Origin of the sequence: Bacillus shivajii (genome assembly GCF_020519665.1) — a bacterium.
GTDB classification, from domain to species: Bacteria; Bacillota; Bacilli; order Bacillales; family Salisediminibacteriaceae; genus Bacillus_CA; species Bacillus_CA shivajii.
The window spans coordinates 1,157,786-1,180,438 of record NZ_CP084703.1; the positions used below are offsets into that span (position 1 = coordinate 1,157,786).

Below are 22,653 nucleotides of genomic sequence, written 5' to 3' on the forward strand. Positions count from 1 at the left end.
TTTGAATGATATTTTATACAAACACTCTCACAATTAGTAGTGGGAGTGTTTTTTAGTATGAAATATGTGTAGTAGAAAATACTAACTACACTGTTAAAAATATCAGGTGATAAAATGGACTTCGAAATTACCCATGTGCTTATTAGGGCAACAGCAGCATATTTAATCTTATTATTAATCAATACTGTACTAGGAAAACAAACGCTGTCTCAAATGTCTAATCATGATTTTATTACCGCCGTAATGATGGGGGCAATTGGTGCTAACTTTGCTTTTGATACAGGAATAAATTATAGCCATACGTTAACTGCCTTATTTGTCGTTGCAATAATCGGATACGGAACAACTTTTTTATCTTTACGAGTGAGAAACGTAAGAAAGTTAGTGTCAGGATCTCCAACAGTTTTAGTAGAAGATGGCAAAGTGCTTGAAGAAAATATGAAAAAGCAAAAATACAATATGGATTCTCTCAATCAGTCGTTACGTGAAAAAGGAATTTTTGATCTGGAAGATGTAGATTATGTCGTTTTAGAGCCGGACGGCCATATATCTGCATTATTAAAAGAACATCTGCGCCCTGTTACAAGAGGAGATTTATTTGAAGAAAGAGGAACGAACAAATTCCCTATAGAACTTATTATGGACGGAGAAATTATAGAGAAGAACCTTAACGAAAATCATCTTACGAAAGAATGGTTATTAAGACAACTAAATGAAAGGAATGTATCGAGAAATGATGTGTTTTATGCTGTTTTAGGAACGAAAGGACAGTTGTATATTGATGTGAAAGATGACAACCTATTGTCACCGGCAGATGAAGAAAGCAAGCAATAATCGGGCGGATGTATTATAGATGTAGGCAAGCACCTTGATATTTTCCTTGCATAACGTATAAAGAGACGTTTTGAAAGGAGAGAGCTCGGTGCATAATCAAAGACAACTATCAGGTTTATTGAGTTGGTTATTTCCTCAACAGCAACAGTGGGGAGGATTTGGACCAGGGCATCAACCACCAGGTCCACCGCCTGGCAGACCACCGTTTGGTCCACCAACAGATGGACCATCAGGGAGACCTCCGTTTGGCCCAGGAGGCCCAGGAGGCCCAGGAGGCCCAGGAGGCCCAGAAGGCCCACCGCCAGGTCCACCACCTGCTAGTCCACCTCCTCAACTGCAGCAAGTTGATGGAGTAGGAGTCCTTGCGGTTGACCCAGGTGCAATACGGAGATGTTTACACCGATATACGTATATAGTGTTAGACTCTGGAAGAAGGTTCTGGTTCTGGCCAACGTTTATAGGAAGAACTTCAGTAGCAGGTTATAGATGGCGTCCTCGCCAAAGACGTTGGGTGTATTCAGGATTTGATACGAGACAAATTTCATCTTTCTCATGCTATTAATAGCTTAAGTGGGAACTAATAAATTCCAATAAATCCCATGTGTCTGGCACCTGGGGTTTATTGGTTATTTGTCGCGTTTGTTGATACTAGTTTAGGAGAAAGCTTCTAATATAAATGTCTATAACTTCCATGTTTATGGATAGACATGATGTGGTATAGGATTAATTGTATATGTATATAGTGGCTGGGGGTTAAAGTAATGATGACGGTAAATGAATTGATGAATGTTGGTCATGCCATCATAGAAGAGAGTGAAAATCTTGCAAAGCAAGTTGAAGAAGCTTTTGATTCGCAAAGCGTACAATCTAACAATCATATTGGTTTTGCAAAAGAGGAGAACTTTCAGTATCGTTTTGAGTTTATGCAAATGATAGGAAATGCCTTGTTAAGTGATGATGTGAAGAAAAATTTAGATGACGTATACAAGTGGGGGAAAAAAGCAGGTAAACGTGCAGTGAGTGCTGGTATTTCAGCAGACTTTGCAATGCTTTCTTTACCACATTTTCGAAAAGTGATCTACAAGTTTATTCGTAAAGAATGTAAAAATCGTAACGTAGGGTTTGATGACTACTTTTTAATGTCTGAACGAATTGATCTACTCTTAGATAAAGCAGTTTATTCATTTACACAAGCTTACGTAGAATACAATGAAGATACATTTAAAAAGGCACAAGAAGAATTATTAGAGCTTTCAGTACCAGTGGTCCCATTGACAAAATCGGTAGCGATTCTACCAATTATCGGTACAATTGATACATATCGTTCAAAAGAACTGCTAGATCAATCGTTAACGAAAGGGACAGAATTAGGGTTATCGTACTTAATTGTTGATCTATCAGGTGTTCATATGATAGATACTGCCGTAGCTCATAATTTATTTCAACTTCATGACGCATTAAAAGTAGTAGGAATTACAGCGATCATTTCTGGCTTACGTCCAGAATTAGCCCAAACAATTGTAAACTTAGGCATTTCATTTAATCATATGAAGGTAGCACGTAACCTTGAACAAGCATTAATGATGACAGGGTTAAGCATCGGCACTGAGGATGAAGTTTTTAAGATTAATGAATAATTGGATGATTGTTGTAGTCGAGTTCTCAACTTAAATGAGAACTCTTATTTTTTATGGCTGTGCCCCTGCAGCAATATAACAAATTACCAATAAGCTCTATAAAAGCGCGACTTTTGTTACATTGGCAATTTTATTGTTAGGCATATTAAGAGGTGTTGCTTCAGGATTTAGAATGATTTTCCTTTGCTTAATCATTTTTTACAATTGTCCAATATGAAATATTTTAAATTAGCCGTGATTCTAAACCCTGTGCAAGGTATAATATAATTATCTAAATTCACAAAAAATTCAGGGACCAGGTCTGTGACAATTTTGTGAACAATGTGCGAAAAAGGGTGGGATCCGATGTTTGAATGGAAATGGATGACGAATGAAGAAGCGATGGCTATCGTACAATGGGAGTACGATGGTGAGGAAGCTTTTTATAACATTGATGATGGAAGCGATGATATCGACGAATTTTTAAATCCATTTAATTGGAACCATTATATTGCTATTTATGAAAGTGGAGAACTGATCGGTTATTGTATATTCTTGCCTAAAGATGTAATCGTCGGTATGCAACTTGTATTAAGGCCTGATTTGATAGGGCAAGGAAGAGGAGAAAGCTTAATCGCATATGTAATGAACATTGCTAAAGAGAGATATGAGCCAAAAAAACTAACGTTTCATATTCCTAAGTTTAATAAACGCGCACTCAAAGCAACAGAAAAGCTTGGTTTTAAACGTACGATTACGTCAATCGTTCAAAAACAAGATCATCAAGTTCCACTTATAAAAATGGAATATGACTTTTAATTTGAAATTCAACGGTCAGAAGGAGGGAACTACGGTGGATATTAAAGAATATTCATCACCAAAAGAGGTGCTTCAACAGGTTGAAACATGTTTGTTAAAAAATGAAGCTGAAAACAATTTACCTTTAGGCCTACTCAATCGCTTAAAAAAGGAAGAAGATAAGAACGTGTCGTACGAAGTTACAAAACAACCATTTGTTGCCGTTGGAAAAAAGGAGGACGGTACTACAGGTATCGTCCTATTGCAAACGCCCCCCTATAATTTAGTCATTTGTGGGGATGTTGATTATGCAAAAGAAGCTGCAAAGTGGGTATATAATAAAAATCAATATATTCCTGGGGTTGTCGGGGCAAAACCTTTAGTAGAAGAATTCGTGAACGGTTGGAAAGAACTCACAAATTGTAAGTCAAAAACATTTATGAAACAAAAAATTTATCGGTTAGATCAAGTAAATGATATTCCAAGACAAAAGGGCCGACTTTGTTATGCTACTGAAGACGATATTGCTCTTGTGACATATTGGACAGAAAAGTTTTATGAAGAAGCTTTAGAGCCGATTAATAAAGAGGAAGCGAAATTATTTGTAATAAATAAAATTAAACAAAATCAAATTTTTATTTGGCGTAATGAGAATGGTTGCCCAGTTTCCATGGCAGCAAGGTCCCGTGAGTCAAAAAATGGTGTTGTTATTAGTTTAGTTTACACACCTGAAGAATATAAAAAGCAAGGATATGCAACAACTTGTGTTGCAGCTTTAAGTGATTGGCTTTTACAGGAAGGCTATCAATTTTGTAGTTTATATACCGATCTAGAGAATCAAACGTCAAACAATATCTATATGAAAGTAGGTTACGAACCTATTGCAGATTCAGTTGAGTACCACTTTAAATATTAATAATGTAGGTGGAGCATTGATAATTGGGAGATGAAACGATGAGGAAAATCGGTTTAATAGGCGGGATGAGTTGGGAGTCCACACAAACATATTATCGGAAATTGAATGAAGAAGTTAAGAGACGAAAAGGTGGGCTCCATTCCGCAGAATGTATTCTGTATAGTGTTGATTTTTCCCCTATTGAAAAGTGGCAACGTGAAGGGAAATGGAAGGATGCTGGGCTTTACTTAGCCGAGGTTGCGAAAAAGTTAGAATTAGCAGGAGCCGAAGCAGTCGTTTTATGTACGAACACGATGCATAAAGTTTCAAAAGACATTGAAGAGCGAATTTCTGTCCCTTTTTTACACATTGCAGATGCAACTGCCGAACGTGTTTTAATTGATGGGGGACGGGACCTACTGCTATTAGGGACACGATATACGATGGAACAGCCATTTTTAATTGATCGACTAGAAGAAAGAAGGATAAGAATCCATATTCCAAAAGAAGAAGAAAGAATAGAGATCAATCGGATTATTTTTGATGAATTATGTTTAGGAAAAGTTAATCAGTTGTCCAAAAACTACTATGCTGACTTGTTGAAAAAGTACACGTGGCTCGATGGCGTCATTTTAGGATGTACGGAACTAAATATGTTATGTGAAGATGAATCACAAGCTGTTTATGATACGACAGACATACATATAGAAGCTGCGCTTTCATTTATGCTTCAATAACAAGGAAAATAAAGGGAATCCGTTAAAGGTATCGAATACAATTTGTAAAACCACTTAAGCTGGATGTTTCATCTAGCTTTTTTTTATTTAGAATAATTTATAAATTGTAGATAGGGATGATGAAAAAGATGGTACGAACATGTTATTTATTTGGAGAAAACCCATCACTCAAAGAACCGTCTATTGAATTTGCGAAAAAAGCAGGTGGACGTGATGCACATATCGCTCTTCTCATTTTACATAGAGAAGGATGGGAACAATATATTCCTAGGTATACTGACCATTGGAAATCAATAGGAGTTAAAAAAATTACGATTATTAAACAAAAAGAAAACGGAGAATTAGATGTTGATTGGGTAGTGTCTGTATTAAAAAACACAAATGGTATTTTTATTGGAGGAGGCGACACAGAAAAATATCATAAGTATTATAGTCAACCTCCAATTAAGAAGGTGATTCAAGAAAAATACAACCTCGGGACTCCTATTGCCGGTTGTTCAGCTGGAGCACTTCTTTTACCAAATCATTGTATTTTATCAGAAAGTGATACAGCGGATCGAAAGAGAAAAATCTTGCCTGGTCTTGCGCTCATTGGTGAGATAGGGATTAGTGTTCATTTTACTGAATGGAATGATCGAAAACATATCGAATCATCGATGAAAGAGGTTGGATTAACGAAAGGGTACGGGATTGATGAACAAGCTTGTCTTCGTTTCGATGATGAACGATATGCAAAGGGCTTTGGTGATGCTGTTCATTTGTTACAAGTCGGAAAAGAAAGAGCTGAATTGCCATTACAAATTCGTGAAATAACAAATCAATTAGAAAGATCGCTCATTTGTGAACGTATTCTTCGGCTATTACCGGAATGGTTTGGGATAGAAGATGCCCTAGTAAATTATATTAATCAAGTAAAAGAAATGAAGATGTTAACAGTTTTATACAGGGATGAAGTGGTTGGTTTTATAACAATACAAGAAGAAACGATAGAGACAAATGAGATTCATTTAATTGCAGTACACCCTGATTATAATCAGTTAGGCATCGGAAAAATGCTAATAGCAGAAATGGAATACGATTCGATCTTAGCGGGGAAAAAATTTCTTGCAGTAAAAACATTAAGTGATAAGCATGGTGATCCTCATTATAAAAATACGAGAAAATTTTATGAATCTGTTGGTTTTGTCGGTGTTCAAGAGTTGACGGAGTTATGGGGAAAAGAAAATCCGTGTCTTGTCATGGTTAAAAACATTAGGTGAAACTTCGAATAGCCCATTCTCGTAAATAACTTGTAGACTATAATAAGGAGTGTTTTTGTTGGATATCATTTTATTTGTACCAGGAACATTTGCGAACTTTATTCCTATTATCATTGGCCTTATTTTTTTTATTGTCATCGGAACGATTCTCTATCAATTATTTAATGGGATTCGCGAATGGGCACGCAACAATCAATTACCGAGGGAAACGGTCAAATCAAAAATTGTGTCAAAAAGAACGGATGTCCGTAAAAGAGCTGGGAAAAACCATCGTACGTACACGACATATTTTGTTACTTTTGAGCTCGAAGACGGTAGTCGGAAGGAATTTAAAATATCCGGTAGGGAATATGGTCAGCTTGCAGAAGGAGATGTTGGCAATCTCACTCACCAAGGCACGAGATATCATGGCTTTGAGAGAATTGGCTCAGTATAAGTGGAATTATTTGATTTCAGTCACTAATATCGGTGACCGTTTTACTTTTGAATAATATACAAACCTCGTCAATCGTTAGTCTTCTTTGAATAGATTTACGTTTAGCAGGGAATGAGAGATATAAACGAACAAGCATGTATGATCTGAAAGGGGAGGTTCTGATGGAACTGCAAGGGATTAACCATATGACATTTTCCGTTTCTAACTTAGATCGGTCGATTGAATTTTATGAGAATGTTTTGAAGGCAAAAAAGTTAATGGTCGGTAAAAGGACGGCTTACTTCGAATTATGTGGTCAGTGGATCGCATTAAACGTTCAAGAAGAGATTCGACGTGAGGAAATTCATGATTCCTATACGCATATCGCTTTTACGGTAAAGCAGGAGGAGTTTCAACAGTGGTACGATCACTTGAAGGAACATGATGTACAAATATTAGAAGGAAGAGACAGAGCCAATGAAGAGGGAGATTCAATTTACTTCCAAGATCCAGATGGTCATAAATTTGAATTTCACACTGGATCCTTAAAAGAACGTTTAAACTATTATGAGACAAATCGTACAGATTTCATGTTCTTTGACGAGTCATTGTCATAGGAAGGCCCGTGGGTTTGTAGACAAACATGCGAATTAAATTTCGCACCATTGCACATGAAAATTGCATTTTTATATTATTGGTTCATTGGAAGTAGGCTACGAGACTCCAGCGCCGAGCATCTTCATCACGAGTATGCTACGAGTTGTTTTGTCGGATATCACATCAAAGCATTGCTATAAGAGGAAGAGATAGGAACGAGCATTATTTCCTCGAACCGAGCTGCGACGAATAATCGCAGGAGTCACGAGCCGAAAATCACTCAAAACGAAAGTGGTGAATTTTGAGAAGTTGAGGCCGTGCTCGCGGCAAAGAAGACACCATGAAAGCAAACGGAGTGAAGCTTGAATGGATGTCGCACTTGTGCTTAGGGGTGCAAAGAAGACACCATGAAAGCAAACGAAGTGACGCTTGAATGGATGTCGCACTTGTGCTCTGGAGTGAAAGCGAAGTGTATTTCAACATCGGTTCATATGAAATTGGCCCATGTAACAAAATTTTCAGGCTAAAAAAATATATAAAATAATAAACCTCTACTTGACATTAACGTTAACGTTAATGTTATTTTTATTTAAGAATGAATATTCAGAAAAAAGGTGACGGCTATGAAATCCATTACGGAAGTAGCGAGAGATTACAACGTTAGTACGAGAGCATTACGTTATTACGAAGAAATAGGAATACTACATCCGAAGCGGGGAAAGCAGCGACAGAGGCTGTTTGATAAGAAAGATCTTACAAGGCTCAGCCTACTTATACGAGGAAAAAAGTTTGGCTTTAGGTTAGAAGAAATTAAAGAAATGATTTCATTATTTGATGAAGATCAATCTGGAGTTAGGCAACTTGAGACCACAATTTCATATGGGAAAAAGAAAATTGCTGAAATAGAAGAGCGGATAAATGAGTTTCAAACGTTGAAAGAGGATATGGAAGACTACTTAGAGCAATTCGAAATGCAATTAAGCAAGGTGAGAAAGGGTGAAAGAAAATGAATTTCTATAAAACAGATGAACAGTTAAAAGAGATTTTAAAAAAGCAGTTTGATGCAGGATTTTTCGCTTGGGCTGACAAAGAATTGGAACAGTTTGGTTATGAGTGTGCGACAACAATAGATGAGAGAGCACGACACACTGACCGTGAAGGCGAACCGAAATTAGTAAAGTATGATCGATTTGGTAATGATCAATCTCATGTATGGTTAAACGAAGGTTATCGCAAAACAAGAGATTACACATACGGAAAAGGAATCGTAGGATATGTTCATAAAGAGATTCCGGAATTACAGCGAAAAGGAGACTATGTTTACTCTTTTGCACAAGGTTATTTATTATCACAAACAGAGCCAGGTTTTTACTGTCCTGTCACATTAACAATGGCAACAGCATATTTATTGGAAAACTACGCTGATAAAACGTTAAAAGAAACATATTTACCACACGTATTATCAACTGGAGAGCATGAGTTATATGAAGGAGCAACCTTTTTAACAGAACGTCAAGGGGGTTCTGACGTAGGAGCAAACGAGACGAAAGCAGTATATGAAAACGGATCATATAAACTATATGGAGAAAAGTATTTCGCAAGCAATGGTGGAGCTTGTGGTGTAGCAACAGTTTTAGCGCGGACAGAAGGCGCACAAGAAGGCACAAGAGGGTTATCGTTGTTTCTCGTACCATGGAGAAATGAAGACGGCTCATTAAATGGACTGTCAATTCGAAGGCTTAAGGATAAACTTGGTGTGCGTGCAGTTCCTTCAGCAGAAGTGACGTTTGAAGGCGCGGAAGCTTATATGATCGGCGAAAAAGAACGAGGTTTTTATTACATGATGGAAGCGTTAAACCTATCAAGGATTTGCAATGCTGTCGCTTCTGTCGGAATTATGAGACGCGCGTATACCGAGTCTTTAAACTATGCTAATGATCGTGACGCTTTTGGGAAAAAGCTGATTGAATACCCGATGATCCAAGATACTTTAGTAAAAATGAAAGTAAAGCAAGAAGTGGAAACTGCAGCAGTTTTTGAGTTAGGTCAATTGTTTGACCGGTGGACAAAAGGAGAGACGACAAAGCTTGACGATAGCCTGCTAAGACTTCATATTGCACTATTAAAGGCCGAATCAGCCGAACAGGCGATTCATTTTTCGCATGAAGCAATCGAAATGCACGGTGGAAATGGTTATATTGAAGATTTTGTCACGCCACGCCTATTAAGAGATGCACAAGTTCTCACTGTTTGGGAAGGAACGGCAAATATATTAGGTTTAGAAATCATTCGTCTCATGAAGAAGTTTAAGGTGGATAGCGTTTTTATAAGTCAACTATATTCAGAACTTGATCATATACCTAATACTTTTACGGATAAAAAGAAAGTACTTTATGAAATAATTAGTGAGTTAAATCAAGAACTCGAAGCATATAAAACATCTGATTCAATATCACAAACGAGAATTGTGAAACAATTATCCAAAAAAATGGTGACAACACTCGAAGCTGTTATCGCATTAAACTTGTTAGCTGAATCAAAAACAGAGAGACAAGAAGAAGTATTTAATATTTATACTCAAAATGAACTGCTTCCACTTTTTCAGAAGGAAACAAAAGGGTGGACACTTGATGATGGGAAAATCATTTTAGGAGAAAAAATTGCTCAATTATAATCACATAACATAAGAAAAAGAATAAAATACTTGAGTTAAACAAATAACTCAAGTATTTTTTTGTTGTTTTGACACATATATAAGGTTTATAACGTCATATTTTTAGATAGTGAACATTTAGAAAGGAAGAGAACTGTGAAGCATATGATTGTCACATCGTTTATTATCGTTATCGTAGCCATGCTAACGGTAGGTTTTTATCTTGTTCCGATACAAGAAGGGGAAAACGTTGAAGTAACGAAGCAAGAAGTCATTTGTTATCCTTCCTAATATTAAAAAGATAAGGCTATATTTTGTATGATGAATGAATATTTAATTGAAAGAACATGTTTTTTCAGATTGGCAAAAAGGGAAACAATAAACTGAAAGAGATCATACCATTGTTTAAAGGAAGGGATTCGTGATGAGGAAATATGCAATTCGATCTTCATTAGTTGGAAGTGCATTTATCCTTCTCCTCTCGGCTTGTGCAAATGGAGATGATAATGGTGGCCTTTCAGCTGATGAAATTCAAGATGAATTTGAAGATCAAAAGGAGTCTCTCGAAGAACAAATCTCTGAATTAGAGCAGGAATTAGAAGATAGGGACTTAACGATTGAGGATTTACGTGGGCAGTTAGACGAATTAGGCAATGACAATGGAGAACATAATGGAGAAGAGACAGTTGATGAAAGAGAGCAACCTAGTCTATATGATGAAGGGTTTTATGAACAGCATTGGATGGTGTACGAGCCATCTGAATCAGCAGAAGAAATGGGGTATGAACCAGAAACATTAGATTGGCGTGAATATGAAGGTTCAGAACCAGCGGGTTTCTCTGAAGATGACAGTGAATATAATGACCCTGGGCTTCTCGTTCATTCTTGGATCGCTGAAGCAGGGTATGCCGAAATGATGGACCGTCAAGATGAAACAACGGTTAGAATTCGTTATTCTGAAGATGGAGAAAGTGCAGAAGCGATTATTTTCAATTGGGGTCTACGAGATGACTCAGTTAGAGGAGAAGACTATTTACTTCACTTAGAAGAAACTGAAGGTACCTGGTATATTGATGAGATTGAAACAAGAGTACATTGTGGCAGAGGCGTGGAAGGAGATCTCTGTTTATAAAGTAATATGAAGGCTTTCACTATTTTACTTAGTGGAAGTCTTTTTTTGCACGAAGAATGTTAACAATGATTCTGACTGATGTATCCGAAAATTTCCATGTCTATAGGTGATCCTGCGGTTACTCGTCGCAGACTACGTGCCTCTTCCTCTTCAAGCACTTTATGGAAGGTGATGCGTCGAGGCAGCTCGAAGAATATTCGGAGAAGCAAATGCTCGTTGTGCCTTCCTCTAACAGCTTATTCTTTGGTGAGGATCCGTCGGCACAGCTCATAGCTTAATCAGCGTAGTGTTGTTCGTTGCTCCTGCGGTTACTCGTCGCAAATATGGATTTCCCTTCGTCAAAATGCTCGGCAGTTACCGAGTTTTTTTATTTAAACAAAGGTAATGATAACTTCTTGTTTTTTCAGAAAAATATAGTAATATGAGTGAATATACGAAATTTTCATAAATACAATGGGGGCATTATACATGTTTTATCATATTATTAATGAGGACTTGCAGTTAGAAGTACTGCAAGAAAAGCATGAGGAAGCACTTTTTCAATTAACCGATTCATCAAGGGAATATTTAGGAGAATGGTTACCGTGGGTACCGTATACAAAAACAGTAGATGATACAAAGAGCTTTATTCGCTCAACGTTAAAAAGTTTTGGTGAACAGAAAAGTTTGTCGTGTGCGATTATTTTTAAAGGTGAAATTGCCGGAATTGTTGCTTATCATGAAATTGACCGAGCAAACGAAAAGACAAGTATTGGATACTGGTTAGGTGAAAAGTTTCAAGGGTATGGCATCATGACAAAAGCTGTTGAAGCGCTTGTCTATTATGCTTTTGAAGAACTAAAGTTAAATCGAATAGAAATTCATGCAGGGCTCGAGAATAAAAAAAGCCGTGATATCCCACGTAGATTAAGTTTTCAAGAGGAAGGTGTACTAAGGCAGGCTGAAAAGGTTGGTAACCGATATGTTGATCACGTCGTGTATAGCTTACTGAAAGAAGAGTGGGTTTCCTTACTGAATTCACGATAAAAATTTGATATGATGAAAATGTTTTTTGCAGGAAGGGGACTAGCTTATGTCTAAGAAAAAGGAAAGAATGCGTTCATTAGTGGAAGAGGGTAGAATGGCTTTTATTATTAAAGAAGGGCTATTGAATATTGGTGTAAAGCTGTCTTTATTGTATATCCTATTGACGTGGATTTTTCGATACAACTTTCATATTACAGGTTTTGTCTTTCCAGGTGAGCCCTACCGTCACTTTTTATATTTAATCATCTGTCTTGTAGTCGGAATATATTGGGGATTTATCTGGTATTCTGTACATTCAAATGATTTAAAACGAGAAAAACAAACCGCAGAGAGAAAAGCAGCTAATATGAAGAAAAAGCGATAAAATGGAAATTAATAACAAATGCCAGGTGCGTGGAAAATATCTTCCAGGTGCCTGGCACTTGTTATTTTATGTGAAGTATTCGATTTTTGCTTCGGGAAAGTATTGCTCAATATGTTTGTGGAGATTTTCCTTGATTTCCTCTTGTTCATCTTTTTGATACACATATTTGCCGATTCCGTACTTTCCCCATTTATATTTTCGTTTTTCTTCGTCCAGCTCTAGTTTTGTCATTGGGTAGTTTTTTTGTATGACACGTTTAGCTGGCTTTGTGAAACGGTGCTGAATCAATTCAAAAGTTAGGTCATCACGTGCCGTACTCGGTAATGTTTCATTTAATAATTGAAACATTTGCTCGTATCCTTCTTTCCAGCCATCATGAAGATAAATGGGAGCGACGATAAACCCTAGTGGATATCCTGCGTCAGCAACTTTTGCTGCTGCTTCGATGCGGTCTTTTAACGCAGAGGTACCATGCTCAAAGTTTCGAATGACATAATCTGCATTTATGCTAAATCTGAATCGGGTTTTTCCACGATGATCAGCATCTAATAAATGGTCGACGTGATGATACTTTGTCACAAAACGAAGTTTTCCTTTATCAGATTGGCCGAAAAATTCAATCGCTTTTTTTAATGAATGAGTAAGGTGATCAATGCCAACGATATCTGATGTACAGGCAGCCTCAAACCTCGTTTCTTCTGGTAACCGTTCATCCATATATTTCTTGGCAGCATCAAAAATTTCTTCGATGTTAACATAAGTACGAATATAAGGCTTACTCCCCATTGTTGTTTGCAAATAACAGTATTGACAATGGCCCATACATCCAGTTGCCAGAGGGATCGCATATTCTGCGGAAGGCTTCGATGTATCAAACTTTAACGTTTTTCGTACTCCGACGACTAATGTTGATTTTGCATTCCGATATTTTTGCAAATGATTTTCCCCTGGAATATTACGTACTTGGTTATGTGATGTTGTTTGGCGAATTTCAATACCTAAGTTCTCGAATTTTTCTTTTAACTGTTTTCCTAACGGATATTCCAATGCTTGAGGTTCGATATAAACGAGTTGAGGCATAAACGGTTTTATCATTTTCTTCAAGCCTTTCTTTATAGTGTTTCGTTTTCATTAATTTGAAAGTAATGGTGGTACATTTGTTCAGCTTCCTCAAAGCTCGAATAGATCGCATACTCTTCAGTTAGTGGAAAGTGTTCTTCAAATAGAAATAGTGATAATTTCTCAGGATGATCAGGATTATCGACAATTTCAGCTTCTTGAATTTGAGCAACTGTTTGTGTATGTGGGTTTCGAGAGATGACATAAACAGTGTCACCTTTTTGTAAGTCATTCAAGTTCATACGTTTTCCTCCTTACATCAATCAGCCTTCTGTAGTAATGTCTCGTTGACCATGATTGTTTATGCAGATTATCCGTTGGGATAATCAGACAAAAAAGAGGCCATCTCAAATCATGCGTTGCATGAAAGAGATAGCCTTGTTTTTACTGGTCATTGGAATTGTTTAACTCATTGCCATGTTTATGTTCTAGTTGAGTACTTAATTCTGCAACTCGTTTTTCAAGCTCAATTACTCGGGATTGCAATACTTCATGCTCTTCTTTTGAAACAATCCCTAAGTCATCCATCATCGTACGGGCACGGTCTTTTGAACGTCGTGTCCACTGTTCTTCTGTTTCTTCACCTTTTTTCACTAATGAATCATATAGTTCTTCTGCTTCTTTAGGGGTGACACGCCCCTTTGATACGAGCTCTTGTAAATATCTTTCAACCTTTTCCTTACTAGTTACTGCTGCACCTAAACCTAATAAAAAACCTTTCTTTAATAAATCATTCATTAGTACTTCCTCCTTTATTTGAAATTGTTATCACGGTAGGTTTTTACCCACTTTCTATGCTTTCTAGTTAACAAAATTACACACGTTAATGAAATAGCCCCTATAGTTGCTGTGATGCTGATTAATAAAAGGTTCATAAAAGTGATTGCCACAAATAAAAACACGAGAGAAATGAAAAAGGTGGTAAATACCATAGTAATAATAAGCAGTGATCGCTGGTGGTCGAACCGTTGTAATTCTCTCTGTTCTTCAGACTTCCTTTGATATTTAGGGAATTCTAACCACTGGTTTAAATTCCTAGGAACTGATAGTAAAGGTTTCGCTGATTCTTTTAATACTTGAAGTTGGATATGTCCTTGTTCATCATTTGTTTCATCAAGCCATCCTTTGACTACAGGTTTCCCTAATTCAATAAAGTCAATGTCTGGGTCAATAATTGTTAGTACACCAAGGACGATAGAGGCGGCTCGCCCAAGAAATGCAAACTCTGCCGGAAGTTGAATTGGTTGTTCTTGAACAAGCTCTTGAACTTCTGAAAAAATTTCTTCAATTATATCTTGGTCGAGTTTACGGACATCTTCTTGTAAATATGCTTCGACAGTATTTCTTAAAATAGTCTGTAGCTTATGTTTGTTAGCGTGTGCCAGCAAAAAGCCGAGTTCTTCAAGCTGGTTGATGACTAATGAATAATCTTCTAAAACAAAGCCTTCTATCATTTTTCGAAGCTTTATACTATCCTCACGATTTACATTCCCAACCATTCCGAAATCGAGAATGATTAATGTGCCATCTTTCGTTACTAAGATGTTTCCTGGATGTGGGTCAGCATGAAACATCCCATGATCTAGCAATTGTTCGACAAAAAAATGAAATGTTTGTTTTGCTAGTTGTTCGCGGTCAATTTGATTCTTTTTTAAAAAAGTAATATCCGTTACTTTATGCGCATCAATCCATTCCATAACAAGAACACGTTTTGTCGAATACTCTTCATAAAACTGAGGTATATAAATGTTTGGATCGTTTTGAAAACGCTGTCGAAAGTAATTGGCGTTTTTCAGTTCTTTATAATAGTTCAGTTCATTTCCAATCGTCCGAACCATTTCTTTATACAATGCTTTCGTATCTGCTTGCTTGCCAAAGGAAGTAAATTTGCGTGTAATCCATAAGACAATGCGTAAAGCTTTAAAGTCGGTTTTAATAATTTTATCGATGTTATGCCTTTGGATTTTTATCGCTACTTCTTGACCATTATGCAATGTACCTTTATACACTTCGCCAATTGAAGCTGAAGCGTAGGGCTTTTCACTTATATGTGATAAGTAGTCATCAATGTCGCGTCCCCATTCTTTCTTGAGGACGCTTTTTGATATATGAGCGGGAACTGGGGGAACTTGATCGATTAAATCTGCCAACTCTTCTAAAAAGGCTTCTGGTAATATGTCTGCTCGAGTGCTTAAAAATTGTCCAACCTTAATCATTAATCCTTCTAAATGCAGTGATTTATCTCGATATTCAGAAGCTTGCTTTCTAAGAAGTTCTTCCCAGCTTTCATGAGTCGTTGAGTCCCAATCTTTATTTCGTTTATTGAACAGGTATAGTTGAAAAATAAATTTAATAAACATGAGAACAATGACTGTAATTCTGTATAAAGAATTGTTTTTCAAATAAACACCCCCGTTTCTCCACGAGATTTTGATTAGGTGTCAGTTAAAGTTTCTTATTCCCTGTTCTTTATAAATGTATGTCTACAATTACGAATCAATTTCATCATACGTTTTTTGCGCAATGAAACGAATGATATAATAAATTTTTTCATTAAATATACGATTTATTTCGAAGTGAATGTAACAAAAGACGACGACTCCAAGAGGATCAGCGACGAGCAATACTTCTTCGAACTGCGACGAGTAACCGCAGAAACACTGTTTATCTGCGACGAGTAACCGCAGGAGCACTGTTTATCTGCGACGAGTAACCGCAGGAGCACTCTTTACCTGCGACGAGCAAGCGTAGTGGCGCAGGAGCAACGAGCTGAAGATCCACTTAGGCGAAGAATTGTCGAGCCTAAGTGCTGAAGACAAGCCCTCGGGAAAGCGTCCGTCTGAAGTGGAGTTTACGCTCATCATTCGGAATTTCGCACCTTATTTTGAGTTATAAAATTGATTCTTACGTGAACAAAATATAAACTTTTCTACTTTTATTTGTATTGGAGTATCTGGTTTAATGATTCGTTCATATTCTGAATAAATTCCTTACCTAGAATGATATGAAGATAGTTATTATTAGAAGAAGACTGAGGTAATTGAAGGTTTGAAAAAAGACTGCCTAGTAAGTCTAGACAGTCTTCGTTATATTGAATGCTTCTAATCTGTTTTTGCAATGAATTTTGCATATATAAGCGTTAAGACAAATGGTACAACCATTGCAATTGCCATACCGATAATAAATGGTATCCAGCTAGCTGGAATAATTGATAAGAATGCTGGTAAACCACCGATACCGATAGACGTTGCTAATACACCGTTAATCGCAATAAACATCCCTGCAATTGACGCACCGATTATCGCGCAAATAAACGGATAACGGAAGCGAATGTTAACCCCGAACATCGCAGGTTCCGTAATACCTAAATACGCTGAAACCGATGATGTTAATGATAAACCTTTTAAATTTTCATTACGTGTAGCAAACATGATCGCTAATGCTGCCGAACCTTGAGCAATATTTGATAACGCTAAGATTGGCCATAAGAAGGTACCATTTCCTGTTCCAACAAGTTGTAAGTCAACTGCTAAAAATGCGTGGTGCATACCAGTAACAACGAGTGGAGCATATAACGCACCGTAAATTAAACCACCAATGGCTGGAACGAAGTTAAATAACCACATAAAGAAGCTTGTAATTCCGTTACCCATTGCAAACGTAATTGGGCCAATAACAATAAACGTTAAAAACCCTGTTACTAATAAAGCGACAACTGGGACAACGAGTAGGTGAATGGATTCAGGAACTCGTTTACGTAAAGCTAATTCAATTTTTGATAATACATAAGATGCCACTAATACTGGAAGAACTTGACCTTGATAACCGATCGCTTCTACTTCTAGTCCAAATAAATTCCAAATTGGAATCGTGCCTTCTGCTTGTGCATCACCATAAGCCCAAGCATTTAACAAATCAGGGTGAACAAGAACTAAACCAAGTACAATACCGAGTATTTCACTTCCGCCAAAACGTTTCACTGCAGACCAACCAATTAACGCAGGTAAGAAAGCGAAAGCGGCACTTGCAATAATATTTATCATTTCAGCGATATCTGCCCATTGTGGATAAAGCTCAATTAACGATAAGGTATCATGGAAAATACCAGGGTTCGTTAAAATATTATTAATCCCTAATAGTAAACCGGCTGTCACAATCGCTGGTAAAATTGGAATAAAAATATCAGCTAACGTTTTTACCGCTCGTTGAAACGGATTCATTTTTTCCGAACCAGCATTTTTCACATCTTGTTTTGATGCTTCGCCGATGTTTGTCATTGCAACCATTTCTCGGTAAACCTGGTCCACAGTGCCTTGTCCAATAATGACTTGGAATTGTCCATTTGTTGAAAAGGAGCCTTTGACAATGTCAATGGCTTCAAGCTTTTCTTGATCTACCTTCGATTCATCATTTAATGCTAAACGTAGACGAGTTACACAATGTGTTGCTTTATCAATGTTCTCTTCTCCGCCGAGTGCTTCAAGTATTTCTTTTACTTGCCGCTCATATTTAGCCATTTAAAACCCTCCTAAAACTTACGATCAAACTAAAATTGATGATGTTACGTTTATAAGAAGCGCTTACATCTTACATGTGAGATATTAAGTATCAATTGCATAAATAGAAGCATCTTCTGATAAATCGCTTTCACGAATACCTTGTATATACAACTCAATCGCTTACAAACTTATTTTAATTTGTATATACATGTTTTGCAACTGTTTTCTTGTCGAAATTTGATATTTTTAAATTTCCCCGTAAAAAGAAAAAACACACGCATTTTTCCATAGCGTGTGTTTCCAATATTTTATTTGTTTTTCACGATCACATTCATTTTCAATATTTTTTTTGACAGAAGATATGAAAAACAAGCAAAGAGGAGAAAACCAGTCCAGTAAGCAAAAATTCGAATGAACTCGCTATTCCAAGGGGCAATTGATGAAACAAGAATGCCACCTAATAAAGAAAAGCAAACAGTTATCCCCATGAGAAAAATCGGGTTCAATTGTTTGAAAATAAGAAATTCCCCGTTATGTTCAACTTTATTTCGTTCATATAATAGTGCCCCAAAGAGAGGCAAAATTAATACGCCGAATAACGGGATTATGATGTCATAACCAGGAGTCATATGAGCAATCGTGTAATAAAACAAAGTTATTTTCATTACCCAATTGATAGGATCAATAATAGCTTGAAAATGTACATCTACCATCGCCAATATTAATAAGTAAAAGCCATAAGGAAAGCCTGCAAAAATAAAAGTTAAAACGACTTGAGAAATCATTTCTCCTGTAATCGTACCAATAAATAATGCAAAGCTATAAAACAATAAATACGCTAAAAATGGGCCGAAGAATATTTCCGTAAACGTACCATGTTCTAGTATAAACCTAAATTCAGATTGCCATATAATGAAATAAGCGAGTGTGAAGTGAAGTGCATGAAAAATCGTGATAATGATGGCTCCATACATCCATTTTGCTAGGAATAGATCCTTGCGTGAAAAGGGAAGGGAGAACGTAAAGTCATTGCGTCTCGTATTTCTTTCAATTCCTATTAAAAGAGCAGCAAGAAAGACAAGAGACATAATGATAAGAAAGGTCATAACCCCAGTCGAAAAAACTTCAAATAAATAAAATTGGTGTTGCTGCTGAATGGAACTGATAGGTTGTGTTCGCCAGTTCTCGATGGATAGAAATGCTTGGAAGGGGAGTTGAATGGCAAACAGGACGAATAAAATAACGACAATAAACTTTGTTTGTTGGAAATTTTGAATGAAAAGAGCCCGGTGAAACATGAATAATCCTCCCTCCTTAGGAATTTATTTGTTTTTTACGATTACATTCATACGAAGAATTTTTTGTGAAATGTAATCAGCAAAAATCATAAAGGTAAAAAAGCCGATCCAGTAGCTAATGATACGTAATGTTTCAGCATTCCAAGGAGCTAATGATGCCATAATCACCCCACCGAGTAATGAAAAACAGATGATCATCCCTGTTAAAAAAATTGGATGTAATTGTTTGAATATGAGAAACTCTCCATTATGTTCAACACGGTTTCTTTCATACAAAATTACACCTAAAAAGATGGCTAGAGCGATTCCAACCAGTCCAAAAATAACAGATTGAGTAGAAGGATTATGCCAAAATAAATAGCTAAAGATTGTCAACTGATCTATGAAAATAGGGATATTCACGTAAGTCGAAAAGTTTACATCAATTAGCCCTTGTAATAAAATCCAAAAGCCTGTTGGAAAGACAGCAAAAATGAATGTTAAAAAAACTTGTGAGATCATTTCTCCAGCAATCGTTCCAATAAACATCGAAAACGTAAATAAAAGTAAAAATCCGATAAGTGGGCCCCAGAAAATTTCAGTTAATGTCACTCGTTCTAATACGTAACTAAATTCCGATTGTTTGACAATGAAATATGCGAGCATGAAATGAAACGTATGAAAAAATGAAATACACGATGCGCCATAAATTGTTTTAGATAAATAAATTTCTCTTCGACGAAAGGGAAGGGAGAAAGTAAAATCGTTACGTCTTGTATTTCTTTCTGTCCCTATTAAAAGACCAGCAAGGAGAATAATTGCCACTGCGACTAAAAAGGGTAAAAGCCCTGCTGAAAATATTTGATGGATTTGATAAGTAAACACTTCAAAAGGTTGGTTATGAAACTCAGAAAAATACTCTTTTTCTGTACGCCACGATTCAAGCGTAAGTAATGCTTGAAAAGGCAGATGAATGGTAAATAAGACGAAAATCATCGACATGATCATTCTTGTTTGCTTGTAATTTTGATATCCTAATCCTTTATGAAACATGATCATCGCCTCCAAGCTTAGCAACGAACACATCTTCTAGTGACATTGGCAACTCTTCATATAGTAGTGGGTGACTTTGTCGGATCGTTTCTTCTGCTTCTTCATCTATTTTATTAATGATAATCGTATAGACGCGACCTGTTTGATGAATGATGGTGACACACTCTTCCACTTCTTCTGGCATGTAGTCATGAAAGACAACTTGTGCTTTTTTATACATCGACTTCATCGCATCGAGTTCATAATGAGAATCTACTCGACCATCTTTAATCATAATAATTTCATTGGCCATAAATTCAAGCTCATCCAACCTATGAGAAGAAATGATGACTGCAACATCCTGTGTGGCCACTTCTTCGACTAATATTTTTAAAATCCTTTTCTTTACAATCACGTCTAGCCCATCTGTCGGTTCATCAAGAAGGATATATTTTGCTCTTGTAGAAAAAGCGACAACGAGAGAGAAGAGTGCCTTCATTCCTTTTGAATAATTACCAATTTTTTTAACTTCTGCTAAGGAGAATCGATCCATCAGTTCGTGAAAGTATGATTCATCAAACTTCGGATAAATGCTCTTATAAAGGGTTAGCATTTCTTTTGTACTGTAGTTCTTTAATGCTTCTGAAGAATCAGGGACAAAGATAATGTCTTCTTTTAAACGAGGGTTCTTAAAAATACTCTCATTGTTCATAAGTACATCGCCTTTTGTAGGGTCTAAAATGCCGACCATTGTTCGAAGTAGCGTCGTTTTACCAGCACCGTTACGTCCGACAATCCCTACGATACTTCCCGTTTTGACTTCAAAATCAATGTCAGATAAGATCTCTTTTTGGTGGATCTGTTTTGATAAATGGCTAACTTTCATGACTTTTTCCTCCAATCTCCTCATACACTTCTTCTAACCAATCTTCTAATTGATCCTTTGTAATTCCTGCGTAATGGCTGTCAATGATGACTTGTTTTAACGATTGCTTTAATTGATCGATGAACCTTGGATCAAAGATTTGTGAATGCTCGTTTGAAATAAATGTTCCTTTCCCACGAATGGTTACAATAACACCTTGTCTTTCTAGCTCACGATACGCTTTACTAACCGTGTTTGGATTAATCACCATTTGCGATGAAAGTTCTCTTACAGAAGGAAGCTTCTCATTAGGCTGTAATAACTCTTTTGCACACATTTCTTTCACTTGGTGAATAATTTGTTCATATAGTGGCACATTTTTTTTCGGATCGATGTGAAAATACATCGCTTCACCACCTTCAATGATTGGATTCATTTATTACTATGTATTAAGTGTACTATATATACTAATACACTAATTAGTTTGTGTTGTCAAAAAAAGGAAGTTGATAAGTTGATAAAATGATATTTTATGATGAAAGTTTTTATCCTCTTGTTGATGCGTGTTATATTAAAATGAGAGTGAAGTTTCAGAAAGTTTGTTTAATGAATGGTCATTTGATGAGAAATGTACACGGTTTGCTTGTACAAAGGGGGAAAACTGATGGAAACGAAAAGCTGGTCTGCAAGTTTAGAGCATGGGGGGTATGCTGAAAACAAAGATTTAGTAATTGAACATAGTATTGTAGCGGTAGAAGAAACATCTGAAGGTACATCTGTCAATTTAGTCACACCAAATGAGTTTGGAAATCCTGAAACGTATTTGAAAGAAATTCTGGAGGAACGGTTTGGTGAGAGCATTCATGTGAAATATATTGATCAATGTGGTTGTGGGGGCTATGTGTTAAGAGTTTACAAATAAACTCAAAGGGATCAATATCATGGAAAGTCGCTAGTAAAAGTGTGAAGTCGCAAGGAAATCGAAAAAGTGTTGAAGAAATGGAAAAGTGGTGAACAAATGAGGATTCGCTCAATAGAAACGACTGATTCAAAAGATTTTTTACATTTAAATAAACAACTGGATTCAGAAACATCGTTCATGCTGTACGAGCCAGACGAAAGACAACTAACGGTAGAGCAACAGGAAAAGATTATTTCAAAAATTAGAGAAAAGCAAGAAAAGGAGATATATGTAGTAGAGTATGAGAATGATAAACTAGTCGGCTACATTGCGCTATTTGGTGGAGAAGTAAATCGTAATAGACATTCAGCCTATATTGTAATGGGGATTTTAAAATCGTATCAAGGAAGAGGAATTGGGACGAAATTATTTGAAAAGGCCCACCAATGGGCAGAACAACATGGGATACATCGATTTGAGCTTACTGTAATGAAACATAATGAACATGCTGTGCATTTGTATAAAAAGCAAGGTTTTGAAATTGAAGGGGTAAAGCGAGACTCGTTAAAAGTAAATGATGAATATGTTGATGAGTATTATTTATCGAAGTTGCTCACATAGAGAAAAAAGGCTG

Annotated in this window: 26 protein-coding genes; 17 read left to right on the forward strand and 9 right to left on the reverse strand. The window is 36.6% G+C overall.

The window, feature by feature from the left end; all coding sequences use genetic code 11:
• Window positions 1–114 precede the first annotated feature (114 nt).
• The 15 genes from LGQ02_RS05585 to LGQ02_RS05650 all read left to right on the forward strand — a co-directional run bounded on the left by LGQ02_RS05585 (window position 115) and on the right by LGQ02_RS05650 (window position 12,326).
• Entirely contained in the window at window positions 115–834 is a 720-nt protein-coding gene (locus LGQ02_RS05585; protein WP_226517220.1) for a DUF421 domain-containing protein, read from the forward strand.
• Between the two features lie 88 nt (window positions 835–922).
• Window positions 923–1,396: a hypothetical protein gene (locus tag LGQ02_RS05590; protein WP_226517221.1), complete on the forward strand. Its 474-nt coding sequence runs from the start codon at window positions 923–925 to the stop codon at window positions 1,394–1,396.
• 199 nt (window positions 1,397–1,595) lie between these two features.
• Window positions 1,596–2,471, forward strand: a complete 876-nt coding sequence (locus LGQ02_RS05595) for an STAS domain-containing protein (protein ID WP_226517222.1) — start codon at window positions 1,596–1,598, stop codon at window positions 2,469–2,471.
• A gap of 345 nt (window positions 2,472–2,816) precedes the next feature.
• Window positions 2,817–3,269, forward strand: a complete 453-nt coding sequence (locus LGQ02_RS05600) for a GNAT family N-acetyltransferase (RefSeq protein WP_226517223.1) — start codon at window positions 2,817–2,819, stop codon at window positions 3,267–3,269.
• 34 nt (window positions 3,270–3,303) lie between these two features.
• A complete protein-coding gene (locus LGQ02_RS05605; protein ID WP_226517224.1) occupies window positions 3,304–4,164 on the forward strand; it encodes a GNAT family N-acetyltransferase in 861 nt (286 codons plus the stop codon).
• 38 nt (window positions 4,165–4,202) lie between these two features.
• The gene (locus tag LGQ02_RS05610; RefSeq protein WP_226517225.1) at window positions 4,203–4,880 is read left to right on the forward strand and encodes an aspartate/glutamate racemase family protein; all 678 of its coding nucleotides are present in this window, start codon (window positions 4,203–4,205) and stop codon (window positions 4,878–4,880) included.
• A gap of 128 nt (window positions 4,881–5,008) precedes the next feature.
• On the forward strand, window positions 5,009–6,139 hold the full coding sequence (locus LGQ02_RS05615; RefSeq protein WP_226517226.1) for a GNAT family N-acetyltransferase: 1,131 nt from the start codon (window positions 5,009–5,011) through the stop codon (window positions 6,137–6,139).
• Between the two features lie 58 nt (window positions 6,140–6,197).
• Complete coding sequence (locus tag LGQ02_RS05620) at window positions 6,198–6,575, forward strand: DUF2500 domain-containing protein (RefSeq protein WP_226517227.1); 378 nt, start codon at window positions 6,198–6,200, stop codon at window positions 6,573–6,575.
• Between the two features lie 161 nt (window positions 6,576–6,736).
• Complete coding sequence (gene fosB / locus LGQ02_RS05625; RefSeq protein WP_226517228.1) at window positions 6,737–7,171, forward strand: metallothiol transferase FosB; 435 nt, start codon at window positions 6,737–6,739, stop codon at window positions 7,169–7,171.
• Between the two features lie 603 nt (window positions 7,172–7,774).
• Window positions 7,775–8,161, forward strand: a complete 387-nt coding sequence (locus LGQ02_RS05630) for a MerR family transcriptional regulator (protein ID WP_226517229.1) — start codon at window positions 7,775–7,777, stop codon at window positions 8,159–8,161.
• Window positions 8,158–9,825 (forward strand): acyl-CoA dehydrogenase family protein, encoded by a 1,668-nt coding sequence (locus LGQ02_RS05635; RefSeq protein WP_226517230.1) that lies wholly within the window; start codon window positions 8,158–8,160, stop codon window positions 9,823–9,825. The genes LGQ02_RS05630 and LGQ02_RS05635 overlap by 4 nt, the downstream gene beginning before the upstream one ends.
• A 135-nt stretch (window positions 9,826–9,960) precedes the next feature.
• Window positions 9,961–10,095, forward strand: a complete 135-nt coding sequence (locus LGQ02_RS21250; protein WP_264184005.1) for a hypothetical protein — start codon at window positions 9,961–9,963, stop codon at window positions 10,093–10,095.
• 130 nt (window positions 10,096–10,225) lie between these two features.
• A complete protein-coding gene (locus LGQ02_RS05640) occupies window positions 10,226–10,936 on the forward strand; it encodes a hypothetical protein (RefSeq protein ID WP_226517231.1) in 711 nt (236 codons plus the stop codon).
• A gap of 468 nt (window positions 10,937–11,404) precedes the next feature.
• Window positions 11,405–11,962, forward strand: a complete 558-nt coding sequence (locus tag LGQ02_RS05645; protein WP_226517232.1) for a GNAT family N-acetyltransferase — start codon at window positions 11,405–11,407, stop codon at window positions 11,960–11,962.
• A gap of 46 nt (window positions 11,963–12,008) precedes the next feature.
• Window positions 12,009–12,326 (forward strand): hypothetical protein, encoded by a 318-nt coding sequence (locus LGQ02_RS05650; RefSeq protein ID WP_226517233.1) that lies wholly within the window; start codon window positions 12,009–12,011, stop codon window positions 12,324–12,326.
• Window positions 12,327–12,392: 66 nt separating this feature from the next.
• Here the strand turns inward: LGQ02_RS05650 and splB are convergent, their stop codons facing one another.
• From splB to LGQ02_RS05695, 9 genes are all read right to left on the reverse strand, one after another.
• A complete protein-coding gene (gene splB, locus LGQ02_RS05655; RefSeq protein WP_226517234.1) occupies window positions 12,393–13,421 on the reverse strand; it encodes a spore photoproduct lyase in 1,029 nt (342 codons plus the stop codon).
• 17 nt (window positions 13,422–13,438) lie between these two features.
• Window positions 13,439–13,687, reverse strand: coding sequence for a transcriptional regulator SplA domain-containing protein (locus tag LGQ02_RS05660; protein WP_226517235.1), 249 nt, complete (start codon window positions 13,685–13,687; stop codon window positions 13,439–13,441).
• 142 nt (window positions 13,688–13,829) lie between these two features.
• Window positions 13,830–14,183, reverse strand: a complete 354-nt coding sequence (locus LGQ02_RS05665; RefSeq protein WP_226517236.1) for a phasin family protein — start codon at window positions 14,181–14,183, stop codon at window positions 13,830–13,832.
• A gap of 14 nt (window positions 14,184–14,197) precedes the next feature.
• On the reverse strand, window positions 14,198–15,847 hold the full coding sequence (locus LGQ02_RS05670) for an ABC1 kinase family protein (RefSeq protein WP_226517237.1): 1,650 nt from the start codon (window positions 15,845–15,847) through the stop codon (window positions 14,198–14,200).
• Window positions 15,848–16,546: 699 nt separating this feature from the next.
• Window positions 16,547–17,962: a PTS system trehalose-specific EIIBC component gene (gene treP / locus LGQ02_RS05675; RefSeq protein WP_226517238.1), complete on the reverse strand. Its 1,416-nt coding sequence runs from the start codon at window positions 17,960–17,962 to the stop codon at window positions 16,547–16,549.
• A 290-nt stretch (window positions 17,963–18,252) separates the two neighbouring features.
• A complete protein-coding gene (locus tag LGQ02_RS05680; RefSeq protein ID WP_226517239.1) occupies window positions 18,253–19,242 on the reverse strand; it encodes a hypothetical protein in 990 nt (329 codons plus the stop codon).
• A gap of 24 nt (window positions 19,243–19,266) precedes the next feature.
• Complete coding sequence (locus LGQ02_RS05685) at window positions 19,267–20,274, reverse strand: hypothetical protein (RefSeq protein ID WP_226517240.1); 1,008 nt, start codon at window positions 20,272–20,274, stop codon at window positions 19,267–19,269.
• Complete coding sequence (locus tag LGQ02_RS05690) at window positions 20,264–21,139, reverse strand: ABC transporter ATP-binding protein (RefSeq protein WP_226517241.1); 876 nt, start codon at window positions 21,137–21,139, stop codon at window positions 20,264–20,266. Before LGQ02_RS05690 ends, LGQ02_RS05685 begins: the two co-directional genes overlap by 11 nt.
• Complete coding sequence (locus LGQ02_RS05695) at window positions 21,129–21,524, reverse strand: GntR family transcriptional regulator (RefSeq protein WP_226517242.1); 396 nt, start codon at window positions 21,522–21,524, stop codon at window positions 21,129–21,131. The genes LGQ02_RS05690 and LGQ02_RS05695 overlap by 11 nt, the downstream gene beginning before the upstream one ends.
• Window positions 21,525–21,782: 258 nt before the next feature.
• Here LGQ02_RS05695 and LGQ02_RS05700 point away from each other — a divergent pair, with 258 nt between their 5' ends.
• Window positions 21,783–22,040, forward strand: coding sequence for a CGCGG family putative rSAM-modified RiPP protein (locus tag LGQ02_RS05700; protein WP_226517243.1), 258 nt, complete (start codon window positions 21,783–21,785; stop codon window positions 22,038–22,040).
• 96 nt (window positions 22,041–22,136) lie between these two features.
• The gene (locus tag LGQ02_RS05705) at window positions 22,137–22,640 is read left to right on the forward strand and encodes a GNAT family N-acetyltransferase (RefSeq protein ID WP_226518231.1); all 504 of its coding nucleotides are present in this window, start codon (window positions 22,137–22,139) and stop codon (window positions 22,638–22,640) included.
• The last annotated feature ends 13 nt before the right edge of the window (window positions 22,641–22,653 follow it).

What these genes read in the sequence shown, in the direction of transcription:
- LGQ02_RS05685 (WP_226517240.1), bottom strand. Translation starts at nt 20,274, where the DNA reads ATGTTTCATAAAGGATTAGGATATCAAAATTACAAGCAAACAAGAATG.
- LGQ02_RS05595 (WP_226517222.1), top strand. Translation starts at nt 1,596, where the DNA reads ATGATGACGGTAAATGAATTGATGAATGTTGGTCATGCCATCATAGAA.
- LGQ02_RS05630 (WP_226517229.1), top strand. Translation starts at nt 7,775, where the DNA reads ATGAAATCCATTACGGAAGTAGCGAGAGATTACAACGTTAGTACGAGA.
- LGQ02_RS05585 (WP_226517220.1), top strand. Translation starts at nt 115, where the DNA reads ATGGACTTCGAAATTACCCATGTGCTTATTAGGGCAACAGCAGCATAT.
- LGQ02_RS05615 (WP_226517226.1), top strand. Translation starts at nt 5,009, where the DNA reads ATGGTACGAACATGTTATTTATTTGGAGAAAACCCATCACTCAAAGAA.
- LGQ02_RS05665 (WP_226517236.1), bottom strand. Translation starts at nt 14,183, where the DNA reads ATGAATGATTTATTAAAGAAAGGTTTTTTATTAGGTTTAGGTGCAGCA.
- fosB (WP_226517228.1), top strand. Translation starts at nt 6,737, where the DNA reads ATGGAACTGCAAGGGATTAACCATATGACATTTTCCGTTTCTAACTTA.
- LGQ02_RS05690 (WP_226517241.1), bottom strand. Translation starts at nt 21,139, where the DNA reads ATGAAAGTTAGCCATTTATCAAAACAGATCCACCAAAAAGAGATCTTA.
- LGQ02_RS05610 (WP_226517225.1), top strand. Translation starts at nt 4,203, where the DNA reads ATGAGGAAAATCGGTTTAATAGGCGGGATGAGTTGGGAGTCCACACAA.
- splB (WP_226517234.1), bottom strand. Translation starts at nt 13,421, where the DNA reads ATGATAAAACCGTTTATGCCTCAACTCGTTTATATCGAACCTCAAGCA.
- LGQ02_RS05635 (WP_226517230.1), top strand. Translation starts at nt 8,158, where the DNA reads ATGAATTTCTATAAAACAGATGAACAGTTAAAAGAGATTTTAAAAAAG.
- LGQ02_RS05700 (WP_226517243.1), top strand. Translation starts at nt 21,783, where the DNA reads ATGGAAACGAAAAGCTGGTCTGCAAGTTTAGAGCATGGGGGGTATGCT.
- LGQ02_RS05660 (WP_226517235.1), bottom strand. Translation starts at nt 13,687, where the DNA reads ATGAACTTGAATGACTTACAAAAAGGTGACACTGTTTATGTCATCTCT.
- LGQ02_RS05600 (WP_226517223.1), top strand. Translation starts at nt 2,817, where the DNA reads ATGTTTGAATGGAAATGGATGACGAATGAAGAAGCGATGGCTATCGTA.
- LGQ02_RS05645 (WP_226517232.1), top strand. Translation starts at nt 11,405, where the DNA reads ATGTTTTATCATATTATTAATGAGGACTTGCAGTTAGAAGTACTGCAA.
- LGQ02_RS05695 (WP_226517242.1), bottom strand. Translation starts at nt 21,524, where the DNA reads ATGTATTTTCACATCGATCCGAAAAAAAATGTGCCACTATATGAACAA.
- treP (WP_226517238.1), bottom strand. Translation starts at nt 17,962, where the DNA reads ATGGCTAAATATGAGCGGCAAGTAAAAGAAATACTTGAAGCACTCGGC.
- LGQ02_RS05705 (WP_226518231.1), top strand. Translation starts at nt 22,137, where the DNA reads ATGAGGATTCGCTCAATAGAAACGACTGATTCAAAAGATTTTTTACAT.
- LGQ02_RS05650 (WP_226517233.1), top strand. Translation starts at nt 12,009, where the DNA reads ATGTCTAAGAAAAAGGAAAGAATGCGTTCATTAGTGGAAGAGGGTAGA.
- LGQ02_RS05680 (WP_226517239.1), bottom strand. Translation starts at nt 19,242, where the DNA reads ATGTTTCACCGGGCTCTTTTCATTCAAAATTTCCAACAAACAAAGTTT.